This window comes from Thalassolituus hydrocarboniclasticus (genome assembly GCF_025345565.1).
In the GTDB taxonomy this organism is placed as follows: domain Bacteria; phylum Pseudomonadota; class Gammaproteobacteria; order Pseudomonadales; family Oceanobacteraceae; genus Venatoribacter; species Venatoribacter hydrocarboniclasticus.
Window position 1 is genome coordinate 3623978 of the sequence record NZ_CP054475.1, and the last position, 20666, is coordinate 3644643.

19 protein-coding genes are annotated in these 20666 nt (G+C 51.1%); 10 read left to right on the top strand and 9 right to left on the bottom strand.

Translation table 11 applies throughout. The features are described from left to right. Positions 1 to 30 precede the first annotated feature (30 nt). Positions 31 to 1026, top strand: a complete 996-nt coding sequence (locus HUF19_RS16285; protein ID WP_260997579.1) for an adenosine kinase — start codon at positions 31 to 33, stop codon at positions 1024 to 1026. Positions 1027 to 1096: 70 nt separating this feature from the next. Here the strand turns inward: HUF19_RS16285 and HUF19_RS16290 are convergent, their stop codons facing one another. Continuing rightward, complete coding sequence (locus HUF19_RS16290; RefSeq protein WP_260997580.1) at positions 1097 to 2344, bottom strand: PucR family transcriptional regulator; 1248 nt, start codon at positions 2342 to 2344, stop codon at positions 1097 to 1099. Positions 2345 to 2526: 182 nt separating this feature from the next. On the opposite strand from HUF19_RS16290, the gene HUF19_RS16295 reads away from it, so the two are divergent. Beyond that, positions 2527 to 3372, top strand: a complete 846-nt coding sequence (locus HUF19_RS16295) for an SDR family NAD(P)-dependent oxidoreductase (RefSeq protein WP_260997581.1) — start codon at positions 2527 to 2529, stop codon at positions 3370 to 3372. 41 nt (positions 3373 to 3413) lie between these two features. Beyond that, positions 3414 to 4286 carry a metal-dependent hydrolase gene (locus HUF19_RS16300; protein WP_260997582.1) on the top strand — a complete coding sequence of 291 codons (873 nt, stop codon included), beginning with the start codon at positions 3414 to 3416 and terminating at the stop codon, positions 4284 to 4286. Positions 4287 to 4399: 113 nt separating this feature from the next. Here HUF19_RS16300 and HUF19_RS16305 read toward each other — a convergent pair whose 3' ends face one another. Then, positions 4400 to 4912 (bottom strand): lipocalin family protein, encoded by a 513-nt coding sequence (locus tag HUF19_RS16305; RefSeq protein ID WP_260997583.1) that lies wholly within the window; start codon positions 4910 to 4912, stop codon positions 4400 to 4402. 149 nt (positions 4913 to 5061) lie between these two features. Further along, entirely contained in the window at positions 5062 to 7710 is a 2649-nt protein-coding gene (locus HUF19_RS16310) for a molybdopterin-dependent oxidoreductase (RefSeq protein ID WP_260997584.1), read from the bottom strand. An 857-nt stretch (positions 7711 to 8567) separates the two neighbouring features. Between HUF19_RS16310 and HUF19_RS16315 the strand changes: the two genes are divergently transcribed. Then, complete coding sequence (locus HUF19_RS16315; protein WP_260997585.1) at positions 8568 to 8843, top strand: helix-turn-helix domain-containing protein; 276 nt, start codon at positions 8568 to 8570, stop codon at positions 8841 to 8843. Beyond that, on the top strand, positions 8843 to 10141 hold the full coding sequence (locus tag HUF19_RS16320) for a type II toxin-antitoxin system HipA family toxin (protein WP_260997586.1): 1299 nt from the start codon (positions 8843 to 8845) through the stop codon (positions 10139 to 10141). Before HUF19_RS16315 ends, HUF19_RS16320 begins: the two co-directional genes overlap by 1 nt. A gap of 466 nt (positions 10142 to 10607) precedes the next feature. Here HUF19_RS16320 and HUF19_RS16325 read toward each other — a convergent pair whose 3' ends face one another. Beyond that, the gene (locus HUF19_RS16325; RefSeq protein ID WP_260997587.1) at positions 10608 to 12263 is read right to left on the bottom strand and encodes an acetolactate synthase large subunit; all 1656 of its coding nucleotides are present in this window, start codon (positions 12261 to 12263) and stop codon (positions 10608 to 10610) included. 265 nt (positions 12264 to 12528) lie between these two features. After that, a complete protein-coding gene (locus HUF19_RS16330) occupies positions 12529 to 14139 on the bottom strand; it encodes an FAD-dependent oxidoreductase (RefSeq protein ID WP_260997588.1) in 1611 nt (536 codons plus the stop codon). A gap of 109 nt (positions 14140 to 14248) precedes the next feature. On the opposite strand from HUF19_RS16330, the gene HUF19_RS16335 reads away from it, so the two are divergent. Both HUF19_RS16335 and HUF19_RS16340 read left to right on the top strand, forming a co-directional pair. Beyond that, positions 14249 to 14539, top strand: a complete 291-nt coding sequence (locus tag HUF19_RS16335) for a hypothetical protein (protein WP_260997589.1) — start codon at positions 14249 to 14251, stop codon at positions 14537 to 14539. A gap of 73 nt (positions 14540 to 14612) precedes the next feature. Continuing rightward, complete coding sequence (locus tag HUF19_RS16340) at positions 14613 to 15017, top strand: ribonucleotide reductase subunit alpha (protein ID WP_145468036.1); 405 nt, start codon at positions 14613 to 14615, stop codon at positions 15015 to 15017. Positions 15018 to 15033: 16 nt separating this feature from the next. On the opposite strand, the gene ubiT is transcribed toward HUF19_RS16340, so the two are convergent. Then, entirely contained in the window at positions 15034 to 15522 is a 489-nt protein-coding gene (gene ubiT / locus HUF19_RS16350) for a ubiquinone anaerobic biosynthesis accessory factor UbiT (RefSeq protein ID WP_270049428.1), read from the bottom strand. 167 nt (positions 15523 to 15689) lie between these two features. Between ubiT and ubiU the strand changes: the two genes are divergently transcribed. The 3 genes from ubiU to HUF19_RS16365 all read left to right on the top strand — a co-directional run bounded on the left by ubiU (position 15690) and on the right by HUF19_RS16365 (position 19301). Next, positions 15690 to 16685, top strand: a complete 996-nt coding sequence (gene ubiU, locus HUF19_RS16355) for a ubiquinone anaerobic biosynthesis protein UbiU (RefSeq protein ID WP_260997590.1) — start codon at positions 15690 to 15692, stop codon at positions 16683 to 16685. Between the two features lie 3 nt (positions 16686 to 16688). Next, positions 16689 to 17567 (top strand): U32 family peptidase, encoded by an 879-nt coding sequence (locus tag HUF19_RS16360; RefSeq protein ID WP_260997591.1) that lies wholly within the window; start codon positions 16689 to 16691, stop codon positions 17565 to 17567. A gap of 141 nt (positions 17568 to 17708) precedes the next feature. Then, positions 17709 to 19301: an MFS transporter gene (locus HUF19_RS16365; protein ID WP_260997592.1), complete on the top strand. Its 1593-nt coding sequence runs from the start codon at positions 17709 to 17711 to the stop codon at positions 19299 to 19301. Between the two features lie 16 nt (positions 19302 to 19317). Here the strand turns inward: HUF19_RS16365 and HUF19_RS16370 are convergent, their stop codons facing one another. From HUF19_RS16370 to HUF19_RS16380, 3 genes are all read right to left on the bottom strand, one after another. After that, positions 19318 to 19689 carry a putative zinc-binding protein gene (locus HUF19_RS16370; RefSeq protein WP_270049429.1) on the bottom strand — a complete coding sequence of 124 codons (372 nt, stop codon included), beginning with the start codon at positions 19687 to 19689 and terminating at the stop codon, positions 19318 to 19320. Positions 19690 to 20045: 356 nt separating this feature from the next. Continuing rightward, positions 20046 to 20369 carry a c-type cytochrome gene (locus HUF19_RS16375; RefSeq protein ID WP_260999517.1) on the bottom strand — a complete coding sequence of 108 codons (324 nt, stop codon included), beginning with the start codon at positions 20367 to 20369 and terminating at the stop codon, positions 20046 to 20048. Positions 20370 to 20395: 26 nt separating this feature from the next. Next, the gene (locus HUF19_RS16380; RefSeq protein WP_260997593.1) at positions 20396 to 20656 is read right to left on the bottom strand and encodes a cytochrome C oxidase subunit IV family protein; all 261 of its coding nucleotides are present in this window, start codon (positions 20654 to 20656) and stop codon (positions 20396 to 20398) included. Positions 20657 to 20666: the final 10 nt, after the last annotated feature.

Sequence of the window (20666 nt, forward strand, 5' to 3'; positions counted from 1 at the left end):
CGCGCTATTTCTTACCGCGAGAGTCAGCTTATGGGTTACCACATTTACGGCATCGGCAATGCACTGGTCGATAAAGAGTTTGAAGTCGGCGATGAGTTTTTCGCCAAAGCCGGTATTCAGAAAGGCATGATGACCTTAATCGACGAACAGCAACTGGCCGGCATGCTGGAAACCCTGACCAGCGATTACGGCCTGAAAAAACGCGCCTGTGGTGGCAGCGCCGCCAACACCATTATTGGTGCCAGTTATTTCGGCGCGAAAACTTTTTACACCTGTAACGTAGCCGCTGACGAAGCCGGTGATTTTTACGTGGCCGATTTAAAAGCTGCCGGTGTCGATACCAATATTGGCGGCGAGCGCGATCAGGGCGTGACCGGTAAATGCCTGGTGATGGTAACGCCGGATGCCGAACGCACCATGAATACCTATCTGGGCATTACCAGCGACCTGCACGAAAAGCACATCCACGAAGATGCTCTCGCGCAGTCGGATTATGTCTATATTGAAGGCTATCTGGTGACCTCCGACACCTCCCGCGCTGCGGCCGTACGCGTACGCGAACTGGCACGCAAACACGGCGTGAAAGTGGCGATGACCTTCTCCGATCCGGCGATGGTGCAGTTCTTTAAAGACGGCCTGCTGGAAATGCTCGGCGACGGCGTCGACCTGCTGTTCTGTAACGAACAGGAAGCCAAACTGCTGGCCGATACCGACGATCTGAATATCGCCATCGATGTGATTAAACAACACGCCAAAACCTTCGCTATTACCCTCGGCGCCGAAGGCGCACTGGCGTTCGATGGCGAAACCCTGCATAAAATTGCGCCGCACAGCGTAACCGCCGTCGACAGCAACGGCGCAGGCGATATGTTTGCCGGTGCCTTCCTTTATGCCATCACTCAGGATTATGGTTTTGATGTTGCCGGACGTCTGGCATCTGCCGCTTCGGCTCAGGTTGTCAGCCAGTTTGGTCCGCGCCTGGATGCCGAACAGCACGCGCCGTTAAAAGCGCATCTGCAGGGGTAATCAATCGCACAGAAAAATAAAAAGGGACTCTGACAGTCCCTTTTTTATTAACCGGAAAACGCATTATTTTTTATAAAATCCAGTACAAAGCTTCCAGCGCCACCGCTACCTGAATACGGTTTTCGGCCAATGGCCGTGGCAGCATTTCTTCGGCTTTCGCCAGCCGTCGTAATAAGGTGTTGCGGTGGGTGTGCAGTCGTTTTGCCGCCTCAGTAGCGTTACAGCCGCACTCCAGAAAAGCGTGCAATGACTGGCGCACCGCGGCCGGTGCCTGGGCCAGATCGCCCAATACGTGCCCGGAATAATGCTGAATCGATTTTGCATCTTTGGCTAAAAACGCCATTAAGCGCACGCGGTCGTAGCTCACCAGCTGTACATTGGATTTTAATCGCCCCAGAACCCGCTGCGCCGCCTGAGCATCCAGATGCGAGCGGCGGAAACCATCGACCCCATTGCCACCTTCGCCATAACTGATGCGGATGTTTTCCTTTTTCTTTAATGCCATTTCCAGCACTTTTTCGTTCACCGGAAATTCTGCCGCCGCCCATACCCAGACCACCGAAGGACTGACAAGAATTTTTAGCGACTCCGCCTGCTGACAGGCTTTCTGAAAAGCAGTAGCAAGGTGTTCAAGATCGGAAATTTCGGTATCAATTTCTTCACTCCAGATAATGGCGCTGTGATGCGTCTGCGCGAAGGGGTAATTCAGCAATCGTTCTGCGCCCGCCAGATCCACCGCATCTCCGGCGATAATCTGTGAAATCAGTTCGCGCTGCTCTTCCAGCTGACCGCTCTTACGTGCTTCGACATCGCGTTGCATCCGTTCTATGCCTAACTGCAGGCTGTCATCGATAAAGGTATTGATCGATACCGATGAAATCTCCAGCAGTTGCTGCAGCTCCAGAGGGTCCTGGGTGAGCTGGAACACAATTTTCATCCAGTATTGCCAGGCAGTATCCTGCACCGAACGCGCGTTATTAAGCAGCACCTGCGCTGCCTGTGTCGGATACAGTTCACTGATGCCGAGTACGGCTTCTTCCACCAGAAAAGCGCTGACCGGCTGATCCGGCCGCTCAATCACGGCATTCAGCCAGTGAATCGTTCCGGCACGGATAGCACGCCGCTGTTTGGCCGATAACACCGGATCGGCGTACAGGTTATCGGCATCGCCGTTTTTAAAATTATTACCCTCAAGCTCATCCAGAACCTCCGGACTGGTTGCCAGCTGCAGTGCCAGCTCCGCGCCGCAACGCATCAGATACAAAATGCGCTGCGGTACATTTGGCCAGCGATGACGGGTACTGATAGCCAGCTTCATAGTTTCTCCGGGGTGACAGAAGTGCAATCTGCACCAAATATAGCCACACAGGAGTTACTTTGTACATTGTAGAGCCTGCACTGTGCTCATAAGATGAGCAGATCAGGCTGGCGACACTGCGCCACCGCTCTGACCCGGATACGCACAGCGTATCGCGGTAAACAATAATAAGAGGCCGACTCGTGAAAGATTTTACCGACAAAGTGGTTGTGATTACCGGCGCCGCATCCGGCATGGGGCGTGAATACGCACTGGAATTTGCCCGCCTCGGCGCACTGGTTGCCATCACAGATGTCAATGCAGAGCAGCTGGCCGAAACCCACAAGATGGTAAAAGCCATCAGCGGTAAAAGCAGCCTGAGTGAAGTGCTGGATATTGCTGCCGAAGAGAGCGTTACGGACTTTGCGGGTAAGGTAAAACGCGAGCTGGGTAATGCCCATATCATTATTAACAACGCCGGTATCGGCGGTGGCGGCGCACCGGTCTGGGTGCAGGATAATGCCCAGTATCACACCACCATGCAGGTAAACTTCTTTGCCGTGGTGTATATCACCAAAGCCTTTCTGCCCCAGTTGCTGACTAATCAGGAAGGTGCGGTGGTGAATGTTTCCAGCGTATTCGGTTTATTGGGCACCCCCGGCACCAGTGATTACTGCGCCTCTAAATTTGCCGTACGCGGCTTTACCGAATCACTTATGGTTGAGTTGGCCGATACACCCATCTCAGTCCATCTGGTGCACCCGGGCGGTATTAAAACCAATATCGCCAAACATTCGAAAAACGGCGCCGAATTCGAAGAAAAATATCTGAAAACCGATCCGCTGTTCGCCGTACGCGAAGTAATCAAAGGCATCAAAAGCGGCAAGCAACGCATGATTTTTGGTTATCAGTCTTCGCTGCTGCGGTTTTTAACCTTATTACCGCTCAAATTGCGCAACCGTATTCTGCACCGCGAAATGGGTGATATGCGCGATCCCGAACACTACGGCCTGCTCGATCAGTACTCCACATCCTCACCACGAAGCTGACAGAAAAATAACCCACGGCATCTGCTAAACAGGGAGACATTATGAACACAAAATTTCAGCCAAATATTGAAGCGCGTAAAGACATCGACTTCGGTCTGGACGCCGATTTTCCGAAATACTGGAACGGCAACGACCCGTTTAAAACCCGTGTAATGGACGCGCTGCAGCTCAGCTTCCCCGATGGCGAGCGTTACTTTATTTCCAGTGTACGTGCCTTCCGTGACCGTATTACTGACCCGAAACTGCAGCGCGATGTAAAAGAATTCACCATGCAGGAAGCGCAGCATGGCATTGCACACACTAAGTTCAACGACCTGCTGGCGGCACAGGGCATGCCGATGGAAACTATTCTGAATGAACTGAAAGAGTACATTAAGAGAGACCAGAGCAAATATTCCGATGAATTTAACCTGGCACTGACCGCCGCTTACGAACACTTTACCGCCCTGCTGGCAGAAACCTTTTTCTCCCGCAAAGAAGTAACCGTCGACATTCATCCGAAAATGCGCGCCCTGCTGGCCTGGCATGCCATCGAAGAAATGGAACATCGCTCCGTGGCCTTTAACGTGATGAAAACCGTTGCCAAAGTCGGTTATATCAAACGCTGTACGGCCATGGTAATCGCCACCCGCCACACCACCAAAGTGATGTTCGATTACGCTGACGTATTGCTGAAAACCGATGGTTATAACTGGTTTCAGCGCCGCATGATGTTTATTAAAAACCTGAACTGGATGTATGGCCGCAAAGGTGTTCTGTCATCCATGCTGCCAAAGCTGCTGATGTACTTTAAGCCGAGCTTTCACCCGGAAGATATTCCGGTAATTCACAACTACGGCGAGTGGGTACGGGTATACGATTCAACCGGTAATCCGCATGAAGCCTGTGATGCGCTGCTGGCGGCGGCGTATTGAGGTATTAGCTTATTGAAAGATAACGCCTGTCAGCCCGGGAATCAGATCGGGCTTACAGGCGTTATGACGGCTGATTTTCCGCACACGACCTGTTAACCATGACTCAGGAATCTTTAATGCTGAACATTAACAAGCCGGCTTGTATCGAACCCTCGTGCCTCTGACATCCGGACAAACTTATCCATGATTTCCGGGTCAACAGATGGCGTCCGTGAAAGCAGCCATAAATAGTCGGTATCTGGCCCAGATACAAAGGCATAGCTGTAGTTTTCCCGATCCAGCTCAAATACGACATAAGAGCCATAAAACGGTCCGAAAAATGAAACCTTAAGATAACCTTCCGTCGGGCTATTTACGAAATACGCTTTCCCGTCGGCTTCTTTCCATTCATTTTTTTCTTCGGAATACCCACGGTTAATAACCGTAATACCGCCGCCGTCCCGGGCAGTATATTCTGCCGTCACCCGGCTCAACCCTCTTTCGAATGGATGATCAAGCCGGGCCACCTCATACCACTTTCCCAGATAGTTTTTCAGTTCAAATCCGGATACAGGCTCTACTGATTTTGGCATCCCCAGACACCCACTCAACAAGGTCGCGCAGAGAATCAGAAGCGTTTTCTTCATAATGCTTATCCACCCCCATAGCTGTAATAACTTAAAACGTGTTACAGCAGAAAATTCCTGCTATGCATCAAGGGCTCTTGAAAAACCCATTAAAACGACCACCACACCAGCCGCAAAGGCTTCTTCCCCAGACGCCCTTTCCCTGACTTTCATGAATCTTTTGCATTTTTCATCAGAAAATCCATAACCAGATCCTGCTCCTGCGGATTCAGACCTGCACGGGGAAACATACTCTGCGTAATTCCCTTCCATTGGAGCTTAGTAAAGTGCGTTGTATCTTTCGGCCCATGACAAACGGTACAACGCTGATAAAAGAGCTTTTCTCCCGGAGATAAGTCCGAGCTGACCTTGTCACGCAATGTCGAGACCCGGGCCAGGCCAAACAACGAAGCATCTAATGCCATGTCACTTTTATTAATAATATCAGGAGGAGTATAGGCCTTATTAACAGGCTCAGCATCCTTACACAGTCGCACTCTGGCCAGCACAGTATTTGCTGTTGTTGCCTGTGTGAGATCACTGGATGGTTTATCGGATGTTAAAAAATTAACCAAACCACTGTTGCAGCGACCTTTTTTATCCAGAGATGGCCAGCACCCTTCATAAATACTCACAACACCTTTCATAATCCGATCATCAACAACAGCACCAACGATAATGGAACCACGTTTATTATAAACTTCGATGAGATCGCCATTCTTAATACCACGCTGCCTGGCATCTGCCGTATTGATAAGGCAGGCCTCTCTATCGCGAATATTATCAACGGAACGAATATCAGCATTAGCCATCTGTGAGTGTAAACGCATTCTCGGATGCGGACTTACCACATGAACTTCATCTTTCTCAGCGTTGCCGAGATACTCATAAGGCGGGATAAATGTTGGTACAGGCGGACAATCTTTCAATTGATAATCAGCAAAATCCTGACAGTACAATTCTATTTTTCCTGATTTGGTAGCCAGAGGGCTTTTGTCAGGATCTTTATAAAAGTCTCCGTGACGAACCCATTTATCAGCAGATTCCGGAACCTCCATTAAAGCAACACCCTCCTCCCAGAAATCTTTGAAAGGCATCGTAGCCGAACTTCGTCCATATGCCTCTTCAATGATCTGCATAACACTTTTACCACCGTCCATAAACTGGTATTCAACATTAAATATCCGGGATAGACGACGGAATATTTCAATATCATCCAGACTTTCTGCAACCGGATCGATAGCTTTTCTCATTGCGTAAATTTTATCATTGCTGTAGGTCCCGCCGGAGGAGATATCATTTCGCTCAAGTGTACTTGTGGCAGGCAAAACAATATCAGACCAGCGTGTTGATGCGCACCACCAGGGATCCTGACACACAATGGTATTGATTACTTTTAAGGCGCCAATCAGTTTATTAGTGTCCTGCTGATGTGACATAAAATTATTACCCGAGTTATAAATCATCTTAACCCGTGGATAAGTATGCTTACCTCCATTGTGCAGGAACTCTTTACCAGGATTTAAAATCATTTCCGTAATACGGGACGCCGGGCAGAAAGTTTTGACCATATTACGGCCTTGAGAAAGGCCTGAAGGTGTCGACTTTCCGGATACGGGCATGCCACCATTACCATAATGCCAACTGAATCCGACACCTTCACCCGGTTTACCTATGCTTCCCAGCATGCTGGCAAAGGCGATAATTGCCCAGTGTTGCATCTCCCCGTGATCCTGCCGCTGTAAAGACCAGGCTCCGGCAAACTGTGTCCTGTTTTTCGCAAACAAATTCGCCAGTTCAATAATTCTTTCTTCGGGTATCCCTGTTATTCCAGAAGCCCAGGCCGGGGTCTTTTCGGGGCTGCCATCTTCGCCGGTCAATGATCTGGAAAACTTATCAAATCCTACCGTATATTTATCAAGATAAGCCTTGTCGTGCAGATTGTTTTTATAAAGGTAATAGCACATTGATAAGAAGAGTGCCGTATCAGTACCCGGACGAATTTTCACCCATTCACAATCCATAGCATCATCAGTAATGGTGTACTGAGGATTAATAGATATAAACTTCACTCCATTACGCTTAATGGACTCCCAGCGTGGGTACATCTGATGATCAGCAACGCGGTATTCAATCCGGTTGTTTTTAAATGGATCGCAGCCCACCATGCAGAATATCTGAGTATTATCGCGAATCTGCTCCCATGAAGTCTGCGGTGAATAGACCTCCATATCGCCAATGATATGAGGCAGGCTGATTTGTGATGCTCCCCCGGAGTAATCTCCCGAGGTCAGTGAACTACCACCGATAAGATTAAAGAAACGCCCCTGTAACACATTTGGCCGGAAGATACCGGCATGACTCCAGCCACCATAAGAGCTGCTGAAAATCCCTTCATTACCATATTTATCAATAGTATCCAGAATAGCTTTTGCAGTGAGCCCCAAAGCGACATCCCAGGACACCCTGACAAATTCTTCTCGGCCACGCAGCTCAACTTTATAGTCTTTACTGCCATTAATAACAGCATCCAGATATGATTTCCGTACCATAGGGTACTTAACCCGGGTTTCATCATAGGTTCGCCCCAAAACCCCCTTAGTTAACATCTGGGTTGGCATGGCATCGATATCTTTGAGGGGCTGAACACCGATCAGCTTGCCCTGCTTAACGACCGCTTTAAAGGGTCCGTAATGAGTCGCATGAGGTATCAGGCGGGTATCTTCGCCAAACACAGCATCCGGATGGAACAACGTAAGTGTTGGTGCTGATGCCAGAAATGCAGCAGATTTTAAGAACCGTCTTCTATCAATATCCATCAGCCTGCCCTCACACATTGGTACATTTAACAACCAATCTAAGCATTAACTAACAATCCCGCCTGTCGTTAATATCGTTAGTCAAGTAAGTCAGTAGTTAAATTTACGGGCATTGTGCTTATCCCGAACGGGCCGACCCGCCGGGCGGGTATTACCTGCTTGCATAGCGCCAGTATCGTCACTGGCCTGACGCTTTTCTCAATGAAGAATTATTTACAGGACTGCTGACAGCAGCAGTATCGGGCATGCTGGCAAAAGCAGAGATTGCTCCCGGCAATTTGTCGAACCTGAGAGTCCGAACCAAGCCTCTCCGTCTGGCGGTAAATAAAAAAGGCTCCTGAATCTGTGCGTTTTATACACACAGATTCAGGAGCCTTTCCGCTTCAATCGCCCGGAGGATGACCGTCGTCGCAAGCTCCTCCGTTCTCTCCGCTCGCAGGCTCGCTACGAGCGAACCTATCAGAGGTTCTCGTCCGTCTCGTGCGGGCATAAAAAAACCGACATGACGTCGGTTTCTTTTAATGGCCCGCCCGAGAGGATTCGAACCTCTGACCTCTGCCTCCGGAGGGCACAGCCTTAAGAGTCATTAAATCATATCCAATTGATTTTAAAAGATTTTATTTTAAGTATTTTTCAAAATTCTGTTCAGTTTTATGCATCTTTACAAAACTTTTAGTCACATAAGTTGGCACTATAAAATGAGTTTTTTGACCACTACCCTCACTTTGGCCGGTGTACTTTCTATCTGTTTCATCAATTTTATGTTTCCGATTATGAAATCCCCCTAAGGGGATAATCTTGCCTTTATCCTCTAGGGAGGATATTCTGATTTTTATCCCCTATAGAGGATATCCTTAATGAAGATCACATCACCACGTGGATTGGCAGACGCGCTCCAGCAAGCACGTAAACAGCAGAACCAAACACAGCAGGCCATAGGCGAGTTGGCGGGCACCAAGCAGAGCACAGTGTCTGCTTTTGAAACCTCGCCGGAACATGCACGGGTCGAGACCCTGTTTAAGTTGCTGTCGGCACTTAATCTGGAATTGGTTCTGGAACCCAGAAGGCAGGCGCCTGCCAGCGGCTCCGCTAATAGTCAGGCCTCGGATCAGGCTTGGGATCAGGAGTGGTAATGGCGGATTTAACGGTTGCTATGAATGGAATAGAGGTGGGCAGGCTCTCTATGGATGCCTCCGGAGCCATGTCTTTCCGTTATCTGGATAGCTGGTCTGAGCGGCCAGGTGCGCGGGCGATATCCCTGTCGCTGCCATTAAAACGAGATATTTTTGCGGGTGAGCGGGTATTTAATTTCTTCGACAACCTACTGCCGGATTCTGATGCCATCCGCGCCAGAATGCAGGCACGATTCTCAGCATCATCCAGTCACCCATTTAACCTGTTAGCAGCCGTCGGTCGCGACTGTATCGGTGCAATTCAACTGTACCCTGAGTACGAAACTATGCCGGATGTGCAGCAACTAACGTCAGCTCCACTTTCCGAAGGGCAGATTGCTGCGATGCTGCGCAGTTATCAGCGCGCACCACTGGGCATGGAAGCGGATACTGATTTTCGCATCTCGTTAGCCGGTGCTCAGGAAAAAACCGCACTGCTATGGCATAACCAGAAATGGCAGTTGCCCATTGGCAGTACGCCGACCAGCCATATCCTGAAATTGCCCATTGGTTTTCTGGAACCACGTAATATCGATCTGCGGCAGAGCAATCATAATGAGTGGCTGTGCCTGGAAATATTAAAAGCGTATGGCATTGATGTGGCGAAGGCTCAGCTAGCCAGCTTTGAAGATCAGAACGTGTTGATTACTGAGCGCTTTGATCGCCGCTGGTCAAAGGATGACCGTTGGCTGATGAGATTGCCGCAGGAGGATTTTTGTCAGGCGCTTGGCGTATCGCCCGCTCTGAAATACGAGAATCATGGCGGCCCCGGCATCAAAGAAAGTATGGAGTTGTTACGCGGCTCCCAACAGGCAATTCATGACCGTGAAACCTTCTTTAAATTGCAGATCTTGTTCTGGATGCTGGCAGCCATTGATGGCCACGCCAAAAACTTCAGCCTCTTCATTGAACCGGAATCCGCTTTCCGCATGACGCCGATTTACGATGTGCTCTCTGCCTATCCGCTGATGCGGGCAAATTCGCTGCCTGCTGCCAAGGCCAAAATGGCCATGTCGGTGAAAGGAAAAAGCCGGCATTACCATTGGCAACGTATCGAACCGCGCCATTTTATGAGCACCGCCAAAGCGGTGGGTTTTTCGGTACAGAGAGCACAGCAACTATTAATGGAGTTGGCGGAGAGTGCTGCAGCTGTTATCAGCAGGGTTGAGATGCTTTTGCCACATGATTTTCCGCCAGTCATCGCGGACTCCATTTTTAAAGGACTGCAGGAACGTGCTGATTTTATTCGAGAGGTATAAGCAGGTTGTACCCGTTAGGTGGCAATGCTCAAAAAGTCGCGGCGAGTAGGATACACCGATCTTTAAAACCGGTGATTTCACGCCGTTCACGGGTCTTTCACTTTCAGATATCGGCCGGACATAATCCGTGAAAGATGAATATCCATGCGGGTGAATTTTCGCTACTCACAATCAGAGACCGCACACAGATAAAAACGTGCGGTGAAAGTCTTTCACTGCTGTGAAAGGTAGTGAAATGTGTTGAATTAAGTAGGCATTAAGTACAGCAACTTTTAATAATGGCTTCATTGAGGGCTTTAGCGTCCTGCTCAAAGGTCTGGCGCTTCTTATCAATGCGACGAGAGCATGCTGCGCAGAATTTCCCGGCGGCGATTCGAAATCCACGCAGGAATGAGACCGAAGCTGGCCACCAGACTAACCTGCTATACCCCGCCAGCACGCACGTCCTCGCCGGATGAACAGCTAACTAAGGCGCAATCTTACGCTTGAGAGCCTGTGCCATGGGCTGCGGAAGGCTGGGCAGCGAGCGCAGTAGCCAAGGCAGCATACGACGCTTCATCCCGCTAAGTGTCTCGGGTACCAATGCTTCAATCAGGTGTGGTCCTGGTGTGGCCAAGGCATACTCCAGCGCCTTGGTGAAGTCCTCGGCACTATCGGTGCGCACTGCGTGCACGCCCATGCCCTGGGCAAGCCGGGCAAAGTTCAGACGCGGCCCGTCCAGATCCAGCTGAGCACGTGCCTTTTCGCTGCCATTACCTGCCCCCACGCGCTCCAGTTCAACGTTGAGTACCGAGTAGCTGGCGTTGTTGAAGATGATACTGACCACGTGCAGATTTTCGCGGGCCATGCTCCACAGCGCCTGGATGGTGTACATCGCGGTTCCATCGCCGATCAGCGCCACCACCGGCCTGCCCGGGCAGGCCACGGCGGCGCCGACAGCGTTGGGCAGCCCCTGACCGATGGCCCCTCCGGTCAGGGTAATCAGATCATGACGCGGGCAACCTGCAGTCATCGCGCCGAGCATCAGCCCCGAGGTGATGGCCTCGTCGATCAGAATGGCATTTTCCGGCAGCAAATAGCCGACGGCTTTACACACTTTTGGTGCGGTCAGCTTGCCGCGCGGCCGAGCGGGGCGCCCGGGAGCCTGCAGCTCCGGATGTGTCTGACTGGCGCCTAAGGCTACGACGAGCTTGGCCAGACTAGCCGTTGCATCCTGCTCTGGGGTAGCCAGGTTATGCAACGTGCAGCTATCAGGCACCAGATAGCTCGGTTTTCCGGGGTAGGCAAAAAAGGACACCGGCGCCTTGGCATCAACCAGGATCAGGTGCTTAATATCGGCCAGCTGCACTCCGGCCATCTCAGCCAGATAGGCAATACGCTCAACCGACGGCAGACCAGCACCGCGCGTCAGCCGGGTGGGAAATGCTTCGGCCAGCAGCTTGACCCCGGCCTGCGCGGCAATCTGCGATGCCGCAGCCAGGCTCGGCTCGCGCAGTGCCTGGCCGCCAAGGAGCAGCGCAGTCTTACCGCCGTCCTGAATGGCCTTAACGATGTTCTGCACCACGGCGTCATCGACTACCGGAGCTGTGCACCGAGGTGGCATAGCGCATGGCTGCCCTCCCGCCCCCCATGATACGTCGGCCGGCAGGATCAGCGTGGCCACCTGGCACGGCAAGCCTTGGGCGGCACGCACCGCATCCACCGCATCCTGGCTCAGTTGCGCGGTACTGCCACAGGTACGCACGAAACCCGGCGAGACGTTACGCGCAACGGTTTCGATGTCCGACTGCAACTGCGCGTCGTACTGGGCGTGGTAAAGGGCATGGTCGCCAACGATATTCAATACGGGCACCTTGCCCTTGCGGGCGTTGTGCAGGTTGGCCAGGCCGTTGCCCAGGCCGCAGCCCAAATGCAACAACGTGGCGGCAGGCTTGTCGGCCATGCGCGCATAGCCGTCGGCAGCACCGGTGGCCACGCCTTCGAATAAAGTCAGCACAGCGCGCATGCGCGGCTCGCTGTCCAAGGCGGCAATGAAGTGCATTTCGCTGGTTCCGGGGTTGGTGAAGCAAACCTCGAGGCCAGCATCGGCCAAAGTTTGTAGTAGGGCTTGGGCTCCGTTCATGGGCGCTCCTGTGGGATAACCAGATGACTAGGGGTGTTGTCGGTAACTCGGTTGACGCCGGCCCGCAGCACGATATAGGCACATTTCAGCAGTACTGTGGGGTGCTCAATGAGCGCCTTTGCTTGTTCACGCTTTTCCACGAGCAGACCCTAGCGACGTTGCTGGCTGGTGCTGCAGTATTGGGCAAAAGTGTCACGTTCAGGGCTCCGGGGCATGCTCGGAGAGGTGTTCGGCGTTGCTGTGCATGGGTGACTCCTTAACGGTGTTATGCGTCGCGGATAATGGTGCGCGCTGCCGCGCGTGCAGTCATAATGCAGGCGGGCAGGAAAGTGCCTTCCAGCGAGCGCTTGCCACTGGCTCCCCCGCCGCCAAAGCCGGCCGCCTCGCCTACGCAGTAGAGCCCAGGAACCGGTTGTTGGTAAGCATCCAACACCCTGCTGTTCAGGTCGGTTTGCAGACCACCCAGGCTCTTGCGGGTAATCAGCTGCATGTGAATGGCGATGAACGGGCCAGCACCAGGCTTCTGCAACGGTGCCGGCTTGCAGGTGCGCAAGCGGTCAGGCCCCCACTGCCGCGCATGCAGGATGCGGCGAATCTGGTCGTCGTTATGTAAACACTGGCCTTTGCTAAAATTGGAGTCGAACGCATCGGCAGTGGCCTGCAGCCTGGCGGGGTCGATGTCGTGCGAGGCGGTGAGCATATTCATCTTCGTGGCAAGCCCAGTAAGGCTGTCGTCCACGATGAAATGTGGGCTTTCCTTCTGCATCTGACGCACCAAGCGATGGTTACCCAGCAGCATCTCCTTGATGAAACGGATGAACTGCTTGTCGCGAATACGCTGGTTGTGTTCTGCCCCAGAAATAGCGAACTCTTTGGCGGCGATACGCCAGTTGAGCAGATGCCAGGTCCAAGGCTTTTCCTGCTCAGCCACGCGCTGACACATCCAGTGCGTGTCGAACCCGGTGACCAGCGGCTGCGGCCCTATGCGCTCACCACGATGGTTGAGCCACAATGCCGACTTACAAGGAATGGTCGACAAGCCATGGCCGGCGAAATGCGGATAGGGGTGCGGAAAGCCAGCGGCGTAATTCCACATCTCGCCAGCATGGATAATCTGCGCACCGAGCTGTTCGGCAGCCCAGTGGTGTAAACAGCCATCGGCCATCGGATGCGCGCCATTGAGCATGGTCTCTGGCAAAGGGCGCTCTTTGAGCCAATTGGCCCTGCATTCGGTGTGACTTCCATTGATGCCCCCCATGGCCAGCACCACCGCTGGCGCACTGCAACACACGACCTTGCCGGTCCGCTCATTAAAGGCAAGGGCACCACTCAATTTGCCGGCCGCATGCTCCAATCCAGTCACCCGATGCTCGTGTAATAGGGTCAGGCGCCCATCATGGTTAGCTCGATGCAGAGCCGCCACCAGGCAGCGCACTAGTTCACGCGAGGTACCCCAAACCACGTGATAGCGCGGCAGACTATTACCATCGCCATTCAGGCCACGCTCCACCCAGTTCACCGCTGGCATGAACTTGATGCCTTCACTCCTCAGCCAGTCATACACCTCACGGCGCGAATGCTCTACGTAGTAGCGTGCCCATTGCAACGGCCATTCATCCTGCAAATCCAGCTCACCAAACTGCATCCAGTCATACAGAGCCCGCTCGGGTGTATCCGGAATACCCATGGCCTTTTGCAGTCGCGTACCCACCAGAGCCATGCCGCCGAAGGCCCAGAGCGCTAGGCCGCCGAGGCGTTTAGGTGTATCCCGGTCGATCAGCACCACCCGCTGGCCCGCCCGTAGCAACTCTAACGCTGTGACGATGCCCGCCAGGCCACCCCCTACCACCACCGTATCCGCTTGCAATAACGCCATAGCTCAGCCTCCATAGATGACCACGCCGGACATGCTTCGTGCGTCGCCTTGTTGTTAGCCACGATAGTCGGTAACGTTCATTTCGGATTGACCCAATGAGCCATCAATAATGACTCTGCAGGCCATCGCATCGATCAGTTGGATCAGCAATCTGCTGACCGCTGCAGAGCAGCAGAGCATGACGCGCAAGACGTTACGGGCTCTGGCCGGTATTGCCGTACACGAGCTGGATGCGGGCTTTGGCCTAAAAGTGACAACGCTATTCAAACAGGATATACCCACAATGATCCGGCCTGCGCTATTGAAGATGCCAGCCGTCTACATAAAATCAAAAATAACTGGTGGCCCCGGAGCTGGACTTGGTTATGCAGGATTGCTGGTGCTTGTATCATCGGGATAAGAGGGTTGGTGGTACTTTTTGCGGGCAGTCGGGTCATCGGTTTCTTTTAACGCTATTCGATACTGGTGCTTAGATGAATATTGAAAACTATGAGGAACTCATTCTGGCCGCCATGAGCCAGCAGGAGCCACAACGCCTGCTGTTTGTTCTGGCAAAATCAGAGTTGCCCGAGGGATACACAGAAGAGCAGCAGGAACGCTTTGAAAATGGTGAAGGCGGTGTGCTCAGCCCGGTGTTATGCGTTGATAAACTTCCTGGCGAAGTGATGCACTTTCATGAGCTGGTCAGCGAATCGGAAAAAACCGGACAGCAGTGGGACGTGGCATTTATCAGTGCCATGTCTGGCCATGACGGCTTCCCGCCACAGCCGGAAGAGGCTGACCAGTACCTGCAGCTTATGGTGAATAAGATCAACGCCGGCATGATATCCGAATACCTGACGTTCAACCGTAGTGGTGAACTGATCGCCCTTTACTGATTTGCCCTTTGCTGATTTATAGCGATTTCTGGCTCTGTTTATGAATGCGGCTGATCAGCTTCATAACCGGGGCCGGAATTCTCCCCATCAGTTCCAGACTGTCGATAAAGTTTTTCAGATACAGCCCGAGTTCGGTGTTACCTGTTATTAACAGCCGACGCTGGAAAAACAGCGTATCCGGATCCACTTCGTTATGCAGCATTTCCAGCAATGAGTGCTGATCTGTGCGCAGAGTAACCTCTGATATCTGCGCCGGGATCATCACTTTGATTCTTTTATCATAAGCCGTAACGGTAAATGAGAAGTTCAGATCACGGATATTAACCGTCGCAAGCTTGCGCTCAAGAAAATCAAGTTCTCCGGCAGACAGCTCTTTTCCAAGAAGATGATTAAGCGCAGATGCGATTACCTGCTCAAGAATAAAATCGGGCGTATAGCGGGTTATTTTCTCAGGTAGTTTTACCAGCCTGTCACCTGCGGCCCTATGAAATTTCCGGGAAAGCATAACTAACCTTCACACCCCAGCACCTGTATTTCCGCCAGAATAAAAAATTCTTAAGCCAATGAGCAAAGCCCATTAATGGGTAGTTCAAACCTACCTATTCGTGGGCTTAGCGGCGATCACCTGATTTCATTAACATATCAATAGTGTCTTAATATGGCAGAAATACTATGGAATTGCTTTGCCCTGCGGGAAGCCTTCCCGCCTTAAAAGCGGCAATAAACCAGGGCGCTGATGCGGTATATGTTGGCCTTCGGGGAGATACCAATGCCCGCCACTTTGCCGGTCTGAACCTCGCAGGTTCAGGACTGGATGAAGCCGTTGCTTATACACACAAACATGGGCGGAAAATCCATGTTGCCATCAACACATTTGCACATACAGACGGCTGGGAGCGCTGGCAGAAATCCGTTGATAGCGCAGTAAGAGCCGGGGCTGATGTCCTGATTCTTGCCGATATATCACTGCTGGCATACGCACATGACCGTTATCCAAAAGTTGAAAAGCATCTGTCCGTTCAGGCTTCTGCAACCAATCCTGCCGCTATTGATTTTTACCGCAATCTGGGAATCTCCCGTGTGGTACTGCCGCGGGTATTATCGATGCAGCAGGTAAAATCATTAGCGCGGATTTCAGATATGCCGCTGGAGGTTTTTGCATTCGGCAGCCTCTGCATTATGGCTGAAGGCCGCTGCTATCTCAGCTCTTATATGACCGGCGAGTCACCGAATACTGCTGGGGTCTGCTCTCCGGCTGCCTATGTCCGCTGGGATGAGAAAGCAGACGGATCGCTGGAGTCGCGCCTCAACGGCGTCATGATTGATCGCTTTAATGCTGATGAAAATGCCGGCTATCCCACGCTGTGCAAAGGACGCTTTCAGGTCGGAAACGATTTGTACAATGTGCTTGAAGAGCCAACAAGTCTGAATACTCTGGAGCTGCTACCGGAATTATTCAATGAAGGCATTGCCTCGCTGAAAATCGAAGGGCGCCAGCGCAGCCCTGCCTACGTGGAAAAAATTACCCGGGTATGGCGCCAGGCAATTGATGCCGCTCAGGAAGATCCACAACGATTCCGGGTAAAGGATGAATGGAATCAGGTTCTGAATTCATTATCGGAAGGCAGCCAAACCACACTTGGCGCTTACCACCGGAAATGGAAATAAATAATGAAATTTTCTCTCGGTGCAATTCAGTACTACTGGCCTAAAAATACTGTTATTAAATTTTATGATAGTGTTGCCGCTTCTGATATCGACATTGTTTATCTCGGTGAAACGGTCTGCAGCAAACGCAGAGAACTGAATTTAAAAGACTATCTGGATATCGCATTTAAGTTACGCGAATCAGGCAAGCAGGTTTGTCTTTCAACAATGACCCTGCTTGAAAGCCCCGCCTTACTGCGGGAAATGGCACGTTATATCGACAATGGTGAGTTTGTTATTGAAGCCAATGATATTGGCGCCGTGCAGCTTGCGCAGGAAAGAAACCTGCCGTTTATCGCCGGCCCGGCCATCAACTGCTACAACCAGCACACCCTGAAATATCTGGTGAATTCCGGCCTTAAACGCTGGGTAATGCCTGTGGAACTTTCCCGTGACTGGCTGAAAACATTGCTCGAGCAAGAAGTCGTGCGTGATATCCGCAGTTGCTTTGAAACAGAAGTGTTTGCCTTTGGTCATTTGCCTCTGGCCTGGTCAGCCCGCTGCTTTACTGCACGCTCAGAAGACAGGCAAAAGGATCAGTGCGAACTGTGCTGCATTAATTATCCCAAAGGCAGAGAGGTACACAGTCAGGATGGTAAGCAAGTATTTGTTTTAAATGGTATCCAGACCCAGTCAGGCCAGCGTTACAACCTGATCAATGATTTACCTTCCATGCACCGGCTGGTCGATATTGTCCGCCTGAGTCCGGAACCGGAAGGAACGCTGGATTGGCTGAACCGTTTCCGGGAAAACATCCGCGGCAAACATCCGGTTAAACTCGCAGCAGGTGACAGCAATGGTTATTGGAATCGCCTTGCCGGAATGCTGACGGTTGAAACCTGAATCAGAACCTGCGCCAATATCCCGGAATGAGTATCTGATATACCCACCAGGTGAGTGACAGGTATCTCTGCAGCCGAATTGTTTTTGCCCTTAATTCTGTCATCGTAGCTCATTCTATACAGCTCAATAGCAGGATTTCATATGCCGAATCTGACAGGCTGGAAGCCGGACGATACGGATTTCTGGAAAAATACAGGCAACCGTTATGTACGCCACCTGCCGGTTCTGCAATTAATTCTGTTACTTGCCGGTTCGTCCGTATGGATGGGCTGGTCAGTGCTCTCGGCCCTGATGGCCGACAGCAGTTGGGGCTTCAGCCCGCAAGAGCTTTTTTCGCTGATTTATATCGCAGGCTTTTCTGGTGCAGCGCTGCGTCTGTGTGGCAGATTTCTGGTATTTCAGCTGGGTACCCGGGCCGTAATCTGGTCAGGAATCATTGGCATAGGGATTTCGCTGCTTGCCATATTCTGGGTTTTTAAAGAATCAGACACACCTCTTTGGGCATTCAGAATAGCGGCAGCCTGCTGTGGCTTTGGTGCTGTTGTCCTGCCCCAGATCACCAGTATCAACCGCTATATTTATCCGCGCCGTATGCGTTTTATTTCTCAGGAAATGCCCCTTGGACTGGGTGATGCCGGACTGATTCTGATTATGGTAATGATCCCGACAATCATCTATTGGGATCCACCTTTAAAAAATATTCTTACCGAATATGTTCTTATTCATGACAGCAGCAACCTGATCGGTGTCATCCATGAAGGTCACGGACTTTGGTTTCAGTGGTTAATACTTCCAATTGCCGGAATGTGTCTTCTGGCTGCCTGGCTGAACCGCTTTTCACCGGCAGTTAATGTACGGAATATGATGTTGGCCCGATCTGTCAGTATGCTTTCATGGGGACGTTCCTGGCTGCTGCTTCTACTGGTCATATTGGCCAGCATCGGCATCCCCTATATGTCGAATAACAGCATGATTACCGGCGCCTTTCCTGCCGTCCGGGAAATGAGTATTTTTATTGTTATTTTCCTCGTCATTTTCGCCATGCAGAATCTTTCGGGTAATCAGACATTTTCAGAGCAACAGCTAAAAGCTCTGGCTAATCGTGAAGTCCATATACTGGCACTGATGTATCTTATGGGTCATGGTTCTTTTCTTGGATTATCCGTCAGCCTGCCTCTTCTGACAGAGCTGATATTTTCCTATATTCCAACCGATGGTCATACCGGCAGCCAGATCAATCCCGCCGCCCCATCCATTCTTGCCTACTGTTGGATCGGCCCTCTGCTAGGGCTTTCCGCCAGAGCCGCGGGAAGCTGGATGTCTAAACACATCAATCCGGGAAAGATTCATCAGGTGGCACTGTTTGCGCTTTTTCTCAGTACTGTCGCTATGGCAATTACCATAAAATCAGCACTCTCATCACCGAATCCGGAATTCTATTTCTTTCGTTTCTACATGATAACCCTGTTATTTTTTGTTGCTTCCGGCATGTCATCCGGGAGCATAACCAGTCTGGCGCTTAAGAAGATTCCTGCGAATTACGCCGACCACAGCCTGATATGGATAACCAGCATATCGTCCTTTGGCTTTTTTTATATCCCGGCGTTGTTTGCTGATCACTGGCTAAGTGCCGGGCCGGCGGCCGTGCTATCCGGCACGTCTATTTTTTATCTGACAGGGATGATCATCAACTGGTTTTTTTACTGGCGAAAGGGAGAGGAATCACTCAGCTGAATGACAAGATACAGAATCAGGAATGAATATCGGGGATAATTTTACTTTCTATATGGTTTACCAGATCAAGCAGAACATCGTCGCCATACTCTTCATCCCGGCGTTTTTTTAAGCCATATTCAGACAGCAACAGATGATGACTCTCGGTGACATCAATACTGTTGAGACTACGCTGTACACAGCGCAGCGGACACCCATCAATTGCCAGAACCGGACGACCCGACTGAGCCAGCCGGATAATAGGTTTAACTTGGCCACCGATACCGGCTATACAGGACATTTCTGCTACACCTGAACGATCCAGGTGAACGGCAATCCGGTTGGCAAGCTGAGCCACCTGTGAACAGCCAGAGCAAGAATAAACCAGTGGTTTTGCAGGATCTTTCATAAGAACTCTCTACTGAAAAAATCTGCAGAGCAGAGGTTAAATTTTAATATATCACGCCGGATATTTTTTACTATCAATCTGCTCAGAACAGATGTCGGTCTTATGCGGAAAAGGTGAGGAGCCTGTGAATAATCCGGTACGGATATGATCCGTTATTCAGAGGCCCACTCTTTGGGTATCAGCCATAGTAAAGGCCATTCCCCCTGGCAGGCTGTTGATCTTCTATCTGCGTTGCCACTGCAGTGTTAAAAACCGACTCCAAATGCTCATTTACGATCTGTAAACTGCGCTTTTTCGCCGGTTTTTGCCTTGCATTGACTACCTCGAAAACGAAAATAAACAACCTGCCAAGCCTGTTACTTGGCTTTCTGCTGACTGTAATAGGCAGCGAGATTAGCAATATCCTGATCACTCAGACCTTTTGCCATTGGCGCCATAATGGCTGCATTGCCTCCGGTTCTCTGGCCATCGCGATAAGCCTTGAGTGCATTTTCAAGATAGGCCGCATGCTGTCCGGCCAGTTTTGGATACATTGGAACCATGCTGTTACCATCAGCATTATGGCAGGCTGTGCAAATTCCTGATTTTGCCTGTCCGGCAGCTGCATCGCCGGCCGCCATGCTGGCAGAACTGAATGCCATAGTAACAATAGCGCTTGCCAGAAGTATTTTTTTCATCATCAATCTCCTTAAGGTTGCCCTGAGGCTTATAGCTGCCAGATGGCAGTCAATGTGACTGCAGAAATGGTTATTATTAACCACCCATACAGAATTCTTTGTAAGAAGAGCGGAGCCTGCTTCATCTCCATAAAATACCGGATGATCCAGAAGCCTTTTATCAGGGCTGTAAACCAGGCTGCAGCCGCTAACAGCATAAGATGCTCCGGCTTGCGGAGAACAACAGCCAGTGTCAGCAACAGCATTAACAACCACAAAGTCTTTAATGACGTTCCTGCCATACTGCTCATAGCATCATCC